Annotated in this window: 6 protein-coding genes; 1 reads left to right on the forward strand and 5 read right to left on the reverse strand. The window is 64.7% G+C overall.

The window, feature by feature from the left end; genetic code table 11:
* Positions 1–179 precede the first annotated feature (179 nt).
* Together rlmB and H663_RS22505 are read right to left on the reverse strand one after the other, a co-directional pair.
* Positions 180–914 (reverse strand): 23S rRNA (guanosine(2251)-2'-O)-methyltransferase RlmB, encoded by a 735-nt coding sequence (gene rlmB, locus H663_RS22500; RefSeq protein ID WP_053176036.1) that lies wholly within the window; start codon positions 912–914, stop codon positions 180–182.
* Positions 915–1884: 970 nt separating this feature from the next.
* Positions 1885–3060, reverse strand: coding sequence for a pyridoxal phosphate-dependent aminotransferase (locus tag H663_RS22505; RefSeq protein WP_053176958.1), 1176 nt, complete (start codon positions 3058–3060; stop codon positions 1885–1887).
* 141 nt (positions 3061–3201) lie between these two features.
* Between H663_RS22505 and H663_RS22510 the strand changes: the two genes are divergently transcribed.
* Complete coding sequence (locus H663_RS22510; RefSeq protein ID WP_053176034.1) at positions 3202–3459, forward strand: hypothetical protein; 258 nt, start codon at positions 3202–3204, stop codon at positions 3457–3459.
* Positions 3460–3941: 482 nt separating this feature from the next.
* On the opposite strand, the gene recD is transcribed toward H663_RS22510, so the two are convergent.
* The 3 genes from recD to recC all read right to left on the reverse strand — a co-directional run bounded on the left by recD (position 3942) and on the right by recC (position 14198).
* Entirely contained in the window at positions 3942–6008 is a 2067-nt protein-coding gene (recD, locus tag H663_RS22515; protein ID WP_420844031.1) for an exodeoxyribonuclease V subunit alpha, read from the reverse strand.
* 673 nt (positions 6009–6681) lie between these two features.
* Entirely contained in the window at positions 6682–10461 is a 3780-nt protein-coding gene (recB, locus tag H663_RS22525; protein WP_053176029.1) for an exodeoxyribonuclease V subunit beta, read from the reverse strand.
* A complete protein-coding gene (gene recC, locus H663_RS22530) occupies positions 10458–14198 on the reverse strand; it encodes an exodeoxyribonuclease V subunit gamma (RefSeq protein ID WP_053176027.1) in 3741 nt (1246 codons plus the stop codon). The genes recB and recC overlap by 4 nt, the downstream gene beginning before the upstream one ends.

The following is a 14198-nucleotide window of genomic DNA, read 5'->3' on the forward strand; positions in this document are numbered from 1 at the left end:
ATCCGGCCCGTTGAAGTCTGCAGGGTGACTTCAATCTTGCACCTTGTGGGAGCTAGCCCTGCTGGCGATCAGTCGCTTGTGGACCACAGGCTTTTCGCTTGGCTGCAAGCTCCCACAAAATCCTCCCAACTGGCAACACACGGTTCAGACTTCATCGGGCCGAATCCATAAGGATACCGTCAACTGCGCTGGCGCAAAGCTTCATACAGACACACGCCGCTGGCCACCGAGACGTTGAGACTCTCGACCGCGCCGCGCATGGGAATGCTCACCAGCTCGTCACAGTTCTTGCGCGTCAATTGGCGCATGCCGTCGCCCTCGGCGCCCAGCACCAAGGCGGTGGGCACTTTGAGGTCGGCTTGGTAAATGCTGCGTGGCGCGTCACCACTGGTGCCGATCACCCAGATGCTGCGCTCCTTGAGCTCGCCCAAGGTACGCGCCAGGTTGGTCACCATGAAATACGGCATGGTTTCGGCCGCACCGCTGGCTACCTTGGCCACGGTGGCGTTGATGCCTGCCGCGTGGTCCTTGGGGGCGATGACCGCGTGCGCGCCCGCGCCATCGGCCACGCGCAGGCAAGCGCCCAGGTTGTGCGGATCGGTCACGCCGTCCAGCACCAAAAGCAAAGGTGGGCCTTGCACGGTGTCAAGCAGGTCATCGAGAGAGTTGTTTTGCGGCAAGGGGGCGACCACGGCCACCACACCTTGGTGTCCATGGCCACCGGCCAGCTTGGCCAGGCGCTCGTTGTCCGACTCGATCATGCGCATGCCCGAGTCACGGGCCTTGTCGATGAACTGCCGCATGCGGGCGTCGCGGCGCGTGACCTCGTAATGGATTTCTACAACGGATTGGGGGGCGATCTTGAGGCGAACGCCCACGGCATGGAAGCCGAAGAGCACTTTGTGGGATGACATGCCAGGATTATCGTTGGTCCCAACAACTGACTGGTCTTGAGACCATGATGACGCCAGTTTCACAATCCGACAGCGCGATCGGGTTGAACCCGTGGATACGGCACATTGAAGTTTGAAAAGTCTGAGAAATGTCATCTCGTAGATCGGTACTCGCAGAGTCCGACGTGACGGGCCTCGGCACAGGCCCACGTCGGGGTCTTCGACCGCCGACCTACAAATGGACCCCGTAGGTCGGCACTCGCAGAGTCCGACGTGACGGGCCTCGGCACAGGCCCATGTCGGGGTCTTCGACCGCCGACCTACAAATGGACCCCGTAGGTCGGCACTCGCAGAGTCCGACGTGACGAGTTTCGGGACACGCCCCACGTCGGGGTCTTCGACCGCCGACCTGCAACATCTTTGAGCAGTAAAACCTTCACAGGGCCGAATCAATAGGTTGAACCCACCGAGTTTTGGCGATGGGTGTTTTCAGTGATGCCATTCACCCGCATGCGAAGGTGCCACATCGCAGAGTTCAAGTGGGCGCACCTTCTGCTCTTTCGCTGTGCCCTGCTCACGGCGTCTGAGGGTTCAAAAACCAAGCGTGAATGGCTTGTCCTGGGGCCAGCTTGAAGGCGACAGTCACTGCGCGATCAGCGCACTGAGATGGGGCATCCATCGGGCCTACACGTTCATCCAGACGGCCAAGTGTTTTGTTTGCCTGTGCTCTTGCCAGGCAGGATCGAATCAACCGGATGTGGGATGCGCACATCAGCCGTGCGTTTGAGGCATTGTCAAGGCATTCAGAGCACACGGTGAGTGCGCATCGCGTGCGGCACACCAGAGCCAAGATGAAGCTTGAGCGCATCGGCAACATCAATGCCTCGCCCGATTGACAAATACTGAATGAACCCGACTGCCGCCTGAAGGTCGCGATCACCCATTGAAGCGCGACTGGACGGGGCCAGCGTGAGGGCCGCAGCATCAGCGCTTAGGCACCATGCGATGCGCTAGTGGCCAACCAAGTCCGCAGCCGTTTCACGCCCTCCCCCAGCCGCACCAGATCCTGAGACGCAAAGCACCAGCGCAACCAGCCTGCCGCCTCGGGGGCAAAGGCTTCGCCGGGTGCCAGGCCCAGACCGGCTTCGGCCACCAGGCGTTTGGCAGTCGCCACCGAGTCGGGATGCCCTTCAAGCCGGAAAAACGCGTACATACCGCCTTTGGCCGCGGCCACTTGCACGCCGGGCACGGCTTGCAAGAGCGGCACCAGTGTGTCGCGACAGGCTTTAAGGTGCGCCACCACGCGGGGCGTAATGTCGGCGGTGTTTTGCAAAGCGGCCACGCCTGCCCGTTGGGTGAAGACCGAGGCGCAAGAGGTGTTGAACTCGATCAGCTTGCCCATGTGTGGCGTCATGGCGGGCGGCATGACCAGCCAGCCCAGGCGCCAGCCGGTCATCAAAAAGCTCTTTGAAAAGCTGTGCACCACGACCAGGCGGTCGTCGGGCTCGGCCACATCCAGAAATGAGGGGGCGCAGCCGTTGGGGGTATCGGCTTCGAAATACAGGCGCTCATACACCTCGTCGGCCAGCACCCAGGTGCCGGTGCTGCGGCAGTGCGCCAGGATTTCGGCCTGCTCGGCGCGGCTCAAGGTCCAGCCCGTGGGGTTGTTGGGCGAATTGACGATCAGCATTCGCGTGGCGGGCGTGATGGCGGCCTTGAGCGCGGCCATGTCGAGCTGCCACTGGCCAGCCACGGGGCGCAATGACACGCACTTCAAATTCGCCCCCATGACCAGCGCCTGCGCCGTAAGGTTGGGCCAGACGGGCGTGACCGCGACCACCTCGTCGCCTGCGTCGATCAGGGCCTGCGCGGCCAGCATCAGGGCGTTGACGCCACCCGAGGTGATGGCCAGCCGGTCTACACCTATCGGGCCATGCAGGGCCGTCATGTAGTCGGCCACGGCTTGGCGCAGCTCGGGCAGGCCCAGGTTGTGGGAATAAAAAGTTTCGCCGCGCTGCATGGAGTCAATGGCAGCCTGACGCACCACATCGGGCGTGACTTCGTCGGACTCGCCAAACCAGAAGGCCAGCACATCGGCGCGGCCCATGCCCGCATTGGCCACTTCGCGGATGCGGGACTCTTCCAGATCGAGCACGGTCTGGCGCATGAAAGGTGGGAGAAAAGGTGTGGAGGGGGTGTTCATGTTGGCATCCTAAAGGCAAGCCTGGAGTTTGGCCTGTCGCGTGCTTGCACAAGTTCAAGGCATGCATATGATGGTTGACAAAAAATCACACACAGGGAGACCCGCATGACAAAGCACCTGATTCTGGTCGGCTTGATCGCCTGGATGGTGGGCAGCACCAGCCACGCAGCCATCAGCAGCGACAACTTCACCGCCACCGCCACCGAACCTTCTTCTGCCCCCAAAAAAACCAAAAAATCCCGCGCCCCCAAGCCCAAGCAAGACAAGGGCTATGGCGAAAACAAAGCCGAGCGCGACAAGCGCCTGCTGCGCGAATGCCGGGGTAAGCCCAATGCGGGCGCTTGTGAGGGGTATGCGAACTGACACGGTCTGTGGGGTGGATCGCTGAGGTCAACAGACATGTCGGGGTCTTCGACCGCCGACCTACAAAAACCAATCCCCCGTAGGTCTGTACTCGAAGAGTCCGACGTTGCTGGCTCAAGCTCAAGCACCTCGGCCGACATCACATCGGGAGGCCTGGCTCAAGGGTCAATGTCGGGGTCTTCGACCACCGACCTACAAAAACCAATCCCCCGTAGGTCGGCACTCGAAGAGTCCGACGTTGCACGCCCAATCACCTCGGCCGACATCACATCGGGCGGGCTGGCTCAAGGTTCAATGTCGGGGTCTTCGACCGCCGACCTACAAAAACCAATCCCCCGTAGGTCTGTACTCGAAGAGTCCGACGTTGCTGGCTCAAGCTCATGCACCTCGGCCGACATCACATCGGGAGGCCTGGCTCAAGGGTCAATGTCGGGGTCTTCGACCGCCGACCTGCGAGAACCCGGCGGTGGATGGCACGCAAACTACCGCTCTGCCCCGCCCCACCACTGCCGCAAACCGCTGACGCGCACGCTGGGGCGGGCGATGGCGGCGTGGAGCAGACCCTCCTGGGCTTCGATGAGGGTGAATTTTTCTCGGGCGCGGGTGATGCCGGTGTAGACCAGTTCGCGCGACAGGAGTTCGGCAGCGCCGGGCGGCAGGACCAGGGCGGTGTGTTCAAACTCCGAGCCCTGACTTTTGTGCACCGTCATGACAAAGGCCGTTTCGGCGTGGGCCAGACGCGCCACGCTGACCGAGCGCAGTTGCTCGCCGTCGAGAAACCAGGCTTTGGGCACTTTGTGCAGGTTGGGCAAGACCACGCCCACATCGCCGTTGAAGACGCCCAGTTGCGTGTCGTTGCGCGTGACCATGACCGGGCGGCCGGTGAACCATTCGCCCTGGGGCTGCAGCCAGCCTGCATCGGCCAAGGCTTTTTGCACCGCGGCGTTGAGTGCGGCAGTGCCCCACTCGCCCTGATGCACCGCGCACAGAATGCGAAAGCGGTCAAAGCTTTTGAGCACTTGTTTGACCCAGGCCTCGTGCGCGGCCAAATCGCCTGCCATTGGTGGGGTGTTGACGCATGTCAGGTAGTCGGCATACGAAGCGCCGCCGATCGCCCGAGCGCCCTGCCCGGTGGCCAGATCACACACCGCTTGGGGGCTTTCCGGCTGCCAGGCGGTCAAGGCCTTGCCGGGCAGCGCAAAGGCTTGCTGTACTTGGGCCGCATCGCCTGCGTTGACCGCCAGGGCCAACTGGCCAATGGGGCCGTCAAAGCGGCGGCTTTTGCGCAGCATCACGGTTTGCTGGGCCAAGGCGGGCAGCGCTGGGGCGGCCGATGCGTGAAAGCACGCGGCCAGCGTTTGCCCGGCCACTTCTTGTGCAAAGCGCAAGGTGTCGTCGGTGTAACCGCCTTGGGCAGCGTCGCGGCAGACATCGCCCAGCACCGCACCGGCTTCGACCGAGGCCAGCTGGTCTTTGTCGCCCAGCAGCACCAGACGGGCCGTGGGCGGCAGCGCTTGCAGCAAGGCGTCCATCATTTCCAGATGCACCATGGAGGCTTCGTCCACGATCAGCACGTCCACGTCGAGCAGATGGGCAGCGTGGTACTGGAATTGGCGCGTATCGGGACGCGCCCCCAACAGTGAATGCAGGGTGCGGGCCGCGCCGATGCGCTGGATCAGGGTGTCCAGATCGAGCGTGGCACCGGCCTGCTCGTTGTCCTGCTCGTTGGCCTGCGCCTTGAGCGCCTGGAGCGAGCCGTCAATCGATTGTTTGAGCCGCGCAGCGGCCTTGCCCGTGGGCGCGGCCAGGGCCACGCGCAAGGGGCTGACGCCTTCATGCAGCGCCAAAAGCAGTGCCAGCAAACGTGCGGCGGTGTAGGTTTTGCCCGTGCCAGGGCCACCGGTGATGACCGACAGCCGCGCCCGCAGGGCCACGGCGCAGGCGAGTTTTTGCCAGTCGGTGGCTTCCTCAGGCGAGGCCCCCGTGCTGGGCACATTCACAAAAAACCGGTCCAGCCATTCGCGGGCCTGGGCCGTAGGCACGTCCACCGCACTTTGGGCCCGTTGCAAGAGGGTTTTGCCCACTCGCTCTTCGTAAGCGCGATAGCGCCGCAAATACAGCAAGGGCGCATCAGCAGCGCCGCCCAGCACCAAGGGCTGGCCAGCATCGGGGGCGCTGGCATCGCGCAGGCAAGCGAGTGCCGCACGCAAGGCGGCCAGCCAGCCTGCCCGGTCTGCAGGCAAATGTGCCCACAGTGCCAGCAAGCCTTGCGGGCCATGCACCGCATCAGCGGGCCAGGCCAGCAAGGTCACGGGAGGCGTGAGCAAGTCATTGACCGACAAGCAGGTGTGGCCCCGGCCTTCCATCTGGGCCAGCACGGCAGCGGCCACCAGCAGCGCGGGCGGCGCGTCGGGCTGCAGCCGCAGCAGTTGCGCGGCCAGGGCGCTGTCCAAGCGGCGCAGCCAACCCATCTCGGACCAGCCATGCAGCCAGTTCAGGGTTTGCGCGGCGCTCAAGCCGCCTGCGGGCAGGTCATTGAGCCAATCCATCTGGGCGGCTTTTTGCGCCGAGGTATGCGCTTGGTGCGCCTGCTGCGCCGGATTGAGCAGGTTTTGTCGCAAGCTCATGCGCCCGCCTCCTGTGAACCATTCTTCAGACCCATTAAAGTCGCGACCCTGTCTTTGTAGGCGCCAGCCCTGCTGGCGAAAGAACCCAAGCGGTCCGCAGGCCATCGCTTGCAGGGCAAGCTCCTACAGAAAAACCCTGCGTGCGTGGATTGCGGGTGATCAACCGCCGTCTGATCTTTGTAGGCGCCAGCCCTGCTGGCGATAGAACCCAGGCGGTCCGCTGGCCATCGCTTGCAGGGCAAGCTCCTACAGAAAAGCCCTGTGTCCGTGGATTGCGGGTGATCAGCCGCAGCCTGATTACAGAAAAACCCTGCGTGCGTGGATTGCGGGTGATCAACCGCCGTCTGATCTTTGTAGGAGCCAGCCCTGCTGGCGATAGAACCCAGGCGATCCACAGGCCATCGCTTGCAGGGCAAGCTCCTGCAGAAAACCCCTGCATCAGTGGATTGCGTGTGATCAGCCGCCGTCTGATCTTTGTAGGAGCCAGCCCTGCTGGCGAAAGAACCCTGGTGGTCCGCAGGCCATCGCTTGCAGGGCAAGCTCCTACAGAACAAAGCTGCAAGCGCATCACACTGCTGCAAAACAAAATCAACCATCACGGCACCTCAATCATTTGGGATGCGTTGTCGGGCGATGGGCCTGACCCCAGCATCGCGTCCAGGCCGTCCATCAGGGCGACCGGGGCGGGCAAGGTGCAGCAGCCTGCAGCGGGGCCGTCGATGCCGCGCAGGAACAGATAGACCGCGCCGCCCAGTTGCTGCGCCGGGTCGTAGGCCGAGCCCAAACGCGCGCGCAGCAGACGGTGCAAGGCCAGCATGTAGAGCGCGGCTTGCACCTCGTAGCGGTGGTGGGCCATGGCCTTGTCCAAGGCTGGCGCACTGTAGGCCGCGTCATCTGGCCCCAGGTGGTTGGACTTGTAGTCCAGCACCCAATAGCGGCCCTGGTGCTCGAACACCAGATCGGCAAAGCCCATGAGCATGCCGTGCAGTTGGGCATCGGGCAGTTTGGGACGGCTCACGCCGGGCAGCAGGTGTTCGCGGCACAGGGCGTCCACTTCCTGGGCGTGCAGGCGCTGTGCGGGCAGCCAGAACTCCATCTCGGGCAGCAAAGTCCCAAGCGCATTGAGCGGCGCGTCCGGCCCGCGCAAAGGCTGGGCCACCACGCGGGACAGCCACTGCACCACATCGCCAGCTTGCGCCGTGTAGCCCGCCCGTTCGCAGCGTTTGGCCAGGCGCTGGGCCAAAGGGGTGCCCGGCTGCAGGGCAAAACCGTCTGCGGCCAGCCACTCCAGCTGGTCGTGCAAAAAGTTGCCCGCGCTGGGGCCTCGGGCAAAGCTGTGCCAGGGCGACACAGACAAGGACTCGGAGGGCGCCGCCGCCGGGGTGCCTGCCAGACTGACACTCAAAGCTGCCAGCGCCTGCGCCCCGCCCTCCTCTGGCGGTTCGTCATCGGCCGGGCGCGGCGTGGCCATGTGCAAAGCCGCCTGCAACACGGGTTGCGAAGACAGGTCACGCGCCAAGCGCGAAAAGCTGGCAATCGTCCAGCTCTTGTCGATGCGGGCGGTGCTGTGCAACGCCTCTTGCAAGGCCGACTGCTGTGCAGGCCGCTGCCAGCGGGTCAAGGGCACATCGCTTGGGGCCAGCGTCAACTGCACCGACAAAGCCGCGCCCAGGGCGTTGGTCTTCAGCACCTGCAGTTTGGGTAGCCATTGCGCTGAATCCCATGGCTGACCAGCTCCCAGCAAATGGCCGGGGGCACTGTCGTGGTTGACACAGGCCTTGCCGTTGCCGCGCTTGACCGCGCTCCAACCCACCCACAGGGCGTGCCGCGCACGGGTCAAGGCCACGTACCACAGGCGCAGGTCTTCGCGCAGCCGGTCCAGGTCCGCGCCTTTCGCGTCCTGCTTGTCAAACGCCAGCGTCCAGCGGCGCTCGCCCTGCGCGTCACTGACTTGCAGCACGGCGGCCTTGTCGGCCGTGACCACGCGGTGGCTGTGCGCAAAGGGCAGGCACACCACCGGGTATTCCAGGCCCTTGCTCTTGTGGATGGTGATGACCTTGACCAGGTCTTCATCGCTTTCCAGGCGCACGGTCTGTTCTTCGTTCTCGCCCGCGCTGCCGTCCAGCGCTTCGTCAATCTGCTGGCTCAGCCAGCGGATCAGGGCCTGTTCGCCATCCAGCTGGTGGCTGGCGGTTTGCAGCAGTTCGGCCAGGTGCAAGACATTGGTCAGGCGGCGTTCACCATCGGCCTGCCCGCGCCAGCGCCCGGCCAGCTGCAAGGCATGCAGCGACTGGCGCAGCATGGCCAGCACGCCCTGGTTTTGCCAGGTCTGGCGCAGCTCGCGCATCTGCTCGGCACGCTGGTCCAGCAGCTCGTCTTGGGTGGCCAAGTCATGCAGCTCGACCAAAGACAAACCCACAGTGCGCGTGCCCAAGGCAGCGCGCACGCGGCGCATGTCTTGCGGCTCGGCCACGCCGCGCAGCCACAGGCAAAGGTCTTGCGCTTCGTCGCTGGCAAACACCGAGTCGCGGTCCGACAAATACACCGAAGCCACGCCGCGCCAACGCAGCGCATCGCGCACGGCGGCGGCTTCCACACCGGTGCGCACCAGCACCGCAATGTCTTTGGGCTTGAGCGCGGTGTCGCCTTTTTGCGGATCGGCAAAGCATGCCTGCGGGTCACTGAGCCAGGCCACGATCTGCTCGGCGCACAAGGCCGACAAATGCGCACGCGCATCGCGCTGGCTGCGCAGTGTGTCGTCGTGCACCACCGTCATGGCCGGGATGGGACCGGTGCTGCCGGTCAGCACTTCGGCGCGGCCCTTGGCGTCCACGCTCTGGAAGGGCAAGGGGTCTTCATCGCCATGGCGGTAACCGAAGGCGTCTTGCGGGATGTTGAACCAGCGGTTGACCACATCGACCACCGCCACAGTGGACCGGAAATTGGTGCCCAGCACATGGTGGCGGCCCGCCGTGGCGCGGCGTGCGGCCAGATAGCTCTGGATGTCGGCGCCGCGAAAGCCATAAATCGACTGCTTGGGGTCCCCGATCAAGAGCAGCGCAATGTCTTGCCGGTTGTCTGCCGTGTGGTAGATGCGGTCGAAGATGCGGAACTGCAGCGGCGAGGTGTCCTGAAACTCGTCGATCAGGGCCACCGGAAACTGCTCGCGCAGGCGCTGGGCCAGGCGCTCGCCCGCTTGCGGGTCGGCCAGCGCCACATCCAGGCGCTGCAGCATGTCGGCAAAACCAAACAAGCCGCTGCGGCGTTTGAGCTCGGCCATGCGCTGCTGCACATGCTGGCGAGCGTGCAGACGGGCGGCCTGCGCCGGGTCGGGCAAGGCCAGCAAGGCAGCTTGCAAATCGGCATAGGCCTGGCTTTCGGGCGGCCATTCCAAGGGTGCTTCGCCGGGCTTGCGGCAAGCGAGCAGCCCTTCGGGCGTGAAGCGGTCCCAGCCGGCTTTCATGTCGGCTTGCAAGGCCTGTGCATCGGCCGGGCCTTGCGACCAGGCCTTGAGCACGCCCAGCCACTCGGCGCATTTTTTATTGGTGAGCTTGCGGCCTTCCCAGCTGGACTTGTGGTGTTCCAGTTGCGCCTCGATCCAGCCCAGCAAGTCGTCGGCCCGCTCGACCCAGCCTTGCTTGAGTGCTTGCAACTGCGTTTGGCGGGCAGCCAGTGCCTCAGACAGCACCTGGCCCAGTGTGCCCGGCTCGGCATCGGCCAGCGGCACGCCCATCAAGGCGCGCATGTCTGCTTCGAGCGTGTCCACATCGCGCCAGATGCCCTGCACCTGCGCCACCAAGTTGGGGGGCATGGGGTACAGCTGCTGACGCCAGTAGTCCTGCACGGCGTCCATGCGCAAGGCGGCTTCGTCGCCCACCAGGTTTTCTTCAAACAGGTTGCCGCTGTCAAAAGCATGCTCACGCAACATGCGCTGGCACCAGGCGTCGATGGTGTAGACGGCCGCATCGTCCATGGCCTGCGCGGCCAAGGCCAGGCGGTAAGCAGCCTGCTCGCGCAGCGGGCCCTCGGGGTATTCGTTTTTCAGTTCAATCAGGAAAGCATCGTCCGTCTGTGCGATGCCGCGAAACACCTGCGCCGCCTCGGTCAGGCGGGCGCGGATGCGGTCGGACAGTTCGCGCGTGGCGGCGCGGGTGAAGGTCATCACCAGCACGTCTTGCGGCAGCATGGGGCGCACGGGCGCGGTGCCCCCTTCTGAGCCGTCTTCGCCCTCTGTTGCCTGTGTGCCGTGGCCCAGCACCAGGCGCACATAGAGCGCGGCAATCGTCCAGGTCTTGCCAGTGCCTGCGCTGGCTTCGATCAGGTGGCTGCCGCGCAGCGGAAAACTGTTTGCATTCAGGGCGTGTGCGCTGCTCATGCCTGCACCTCCTGGGTATCGGTATCAGCAGGCGCATCGGGCAAAGCCTCGACCACGGTGTGGGCGGCCCAGGCTTTCAAAGGCGCATAGACCGCCTCGGCCAGGCGTTCAAACGCGCCCGAAGCCAGCAAGGTGTCGAGCGTGGGATAGGTCCGCGCCAGCGCCGGGTCAAGGCTGACTTCGGCACGCTGGTGGCTGCTGCCTTCGTACAGGTCGAGCAGCGCGTTGGTGTTGTCTTTTTTGTCCAGCCACTTCAGGGCCAGCGCAGGCGGCAAGGGCAGCGGCCAGCGCATGCCTTCGACCCAGGTGTCCAGCAGCACCTGCAACTGGGCGCGGGCCGCTTCGGGGTCTTGCGGCGGCACACGCACCACGGCGTTGCGGCCCACCACCACGCAGGGGGTCGGTCGGCCCATGGCGGCAGCGGCCAGCGAGGTGAGCCACACATCGATCAATTTGTCGGGCAAGGCCTGCGCTTCACCGCCGTCCTTGATGCGGGCGATGCTGCTGGCGCGCAGGGTCAGGGCCACCTGTTCCCCGTCTTGTTCGCCTTCTTGTCCGCCCTCGCCTGCCAACAGACCGCCCAGCGCGTCTTGCAGGTGCACATGCGCGTGCGGCAGATCGACCAGCACGCGCGGTGCCGCATCGGGGTAGCCCTCGCGCTCACGCAGGGCGGCGGTCAGCAGGGTCTGCATGCTGTGCGAGAGTTTTTGGGCTTCGAGCAGGCCCACGCCCGCCAAAGGCAAGGCCCCGGCCTTGCGCAGGCGTTGCACCGCGTGCTGCACATGCATGGGCAATTGCGCGTTGGCCAGATCCACCGGCAGATGCTGCAGTTCGTGGTCGAGCAACTGGTACAGGTCCAGCCCCGCCAGACCAAACAGCTCTTCATCGTGCAGTTCGCTGCGTTCGTCTTCCAGATGTACCTGCAGGCGTTCACGGAAAAAAGCACCCACCGGCTTGCGCAGGAAGCGGGCCAGTTGGGCCAAAGTGATGACGGGGGTGCCGGTGGCGGACTGCGGGGGTGACAACCAAACTGGATCGCCACGCTTCGCTCGCGATGACGAATTTTCGGCTTCGTCATCCAACCCTGCATGGATTGCCTTTTTCACCCCATCGTCGATTGCCTTTCCCATCCCATAAACTGGATCGCCACGTCCCGCCGCGTCGCTTCGCTCCTCGCGACTGACAGCTGCTCCTCGCGATGACAAATTGTCGGCTTCACCATCCATCCCGTCATCGCGAGCCCCTCCAATCCCGTCATCGCGAGCGAAGCGTGGCGATCCAGTCTGCGCGGCCCGCCACTCTTTGGCATACGTGCGCAAGCCGCTGCCCGCTTCAAAATAAGCCCGGCTGAAGGGTTGCAGCGGGTGCACCGTGGTCAGGCGCTCAGCGCTGCCCGCGTCCCATAGCGCGTCGATCTCGTCGCGCAACTGAGACACCAGCACCGATGGGGGTTGTTCGCTGTTGTCGCGCACGCTGCGGCCGCTCCAGCTGACGTAGAGCGTGCGGCGGGCCGACAGCAGGGCTTCGAGCATGAGCTGGCGGTCGTCGTCGCGGCGCGAACGGTCTCCCGGACGGCTCATGCCGGGCAGGCCCAGCAGGTCGAAGTCGGCACGCGGACTGCGGCGCGGGTAGTCGCCATCGTTCATGCCCAGCAGGCACACCATCTGAAAGGGTATGGCGCGCATGGGCATGAGGGTGCAAAAAGTCACGCCCCCAGCACGAAAGCGCTGCTCCAGCTTGGGCACTTTCAGTGCCTCGAGCCAGGCCGAGCGGGCCACAGCCAGCGGCACGGCCTGCTCAAAATTGGCCTGATCGGCGGCTTTGACCCAGTCGTTCAGGGCCATGTCAAGGGCCGACAAGGCGTTGCGGTCAGCATCGCCCTGGGGCTTGAACACGGCCGCCAACATGGCCCGGCCGCGTTCGGCCCATTGGGCGGGCGTGGCCGGTGTGGCGCTGGTTTGCCACCAATCGATCAAGGCTTGCAGCAGGTGCGCCAGCGCGCCCGCCAATTCAGCATCGAGCCCGCCGACTTCGGCGTAAGGGTCCATGTCGGCTGCGCCTGGCGGCATGGGGTCGGCCCCGCAGGCATAACCCATGAGCATGCGCTGCACGCCAAACAGGGCCGAATTGTCTTCACCGCAGGTGGCCAGGCCCAGGCCCTGTCGGTGCCCACCCGACAAGCCCCAGCGGATGCCCGAGCCCGCCATCCAGCGTGTGAGTGTGGGTAATTGTTCGGGTTGGATGCCAAAGCGCGCCGCCAGCGCAGGCACTTCAAGCAGCTCCACCAGCTCGCTCATGCGGCCGCGCTGCTGGGGCAAGGCCAGCAGCCACTGCACCGCATGGATCAAGGGGCTGGTGGCCTGGGCACCCAGATCGGCAATGTCGTGCGGAATGAAGCGGGCGTCACTGCGCTTGTATTGGCCAAAGACCGCACGAATGGCCGGGGCCATGGTTTCGATGTCGGGCACCATGACCACCACATCGCGGGGCGACAGGTCCGGCTGTTCGTGGAACCACTGCAGCAGCTGGTCGTGCAGCACTTCCAGCTCGCGCACCGGGCTGTGCGCCACTTTGAAGACCACCGATCGGTCATCTGCTTGCAAGGGCGCATCCACCGGGTCCTGGGCAGACTTCAGATCGCGGATGCGGTTTTGCAGTTGCGTCAGCAGCCGCGTGCCGTCGGCACCCGGCGCGTCGTCAAACAGGTCCAGGCGCTGGCCCGGCATGCAGGCCTGCGCAGCCTGCACATCGTCAAACGCGTCCAACTGCCGAATAAAGTCTCGACCCTGTCGCCCCCACGCGGCCAGCAAGGCGGGCGCGTGCAAATGCATCTGCTCAAATGGCGTGTTCGACAGGTCTTGGTCACCCTTGTAGGCGTGACGCCGCCGCTCGGTCTTGAGGGCGTCGCGCCCGTCCATGATGTCGCCCCAGTGGTACTGACAAGGGTTGGGCACCGCCAGCAGCACCTGGCTGTGCCTAGCCAAGGCGGCAAGAATGTCCAGCAGTTGGCCGGGCATGTGGCTCATGCCAAACACTGAAACACGCCGCGCCACCGGGCTGGCCAGGGCCTGGCCGGATTGGAGGTGGGCCACGGCCCGCAGATGCAAGGCGGGCCGGGTGGCCTGTTTTTCAGCGTCCGACAGGGTGGCCAGCACGCACCGCCACAACTCGGCTTGCCACTGCTGGTCGGGCGGCAGCTGACCTGCGGCAGCACCAGGCAAAACCGCCTGCCCGGGCTGCTTGCGCAGCACATTGCGCCCGGCGGCCCAGTCTTCGAGCCAGTCGGGGCGGTAAATCTGGTACTGGTCAAACAAGTCGGCCAGGCGGCTGGCAAGTTGCAGCAAGCGGTCGGGTTCATCGCCCTGCAAAAAACCGGCCACGGGCTTGAACACCTCCTGCCCCACGCAGCTGGGCAACAAAGCCATCAAGCGCCAAGTCATGGGCAATTTGTCGAGCGGCGAATCGGGCGGCACGTTCTGCACACCCAGCACCTGCCGGTAGGTGCGCCACAAAAAGCGCGAGGGCAGCTCCACCTTGGTGGCCGCACACACCCCGCCTTGCTGTGCCAGCGCCATCTTGATCCACTCGGCCATGCCGTTGCTTTGCACCAGCACCACCTCCTGCTCCAGCGGGGCCAAGGGCTGGCGCACCAGCCAACCCGACAAAGTCTCGGCCAACACTTCAGAGCGGTGGCTGTGCAAAGCCAAAAATCCGGGGGGAATCAAGGAGTCAGTCAT

Origin of the sequence: Limnohabitans planktonicus II-D5 (genome assembly GCF_001270065.2) — a bacterium.
Classification (GTDB): domain Bacteria; phylum Pseudomonadota; class Gammaproteobacteria; order Burkholderiales; family Burkholderiaceae_C; genus Limnohabitans_A; species Limnohabitans_A planktonicus.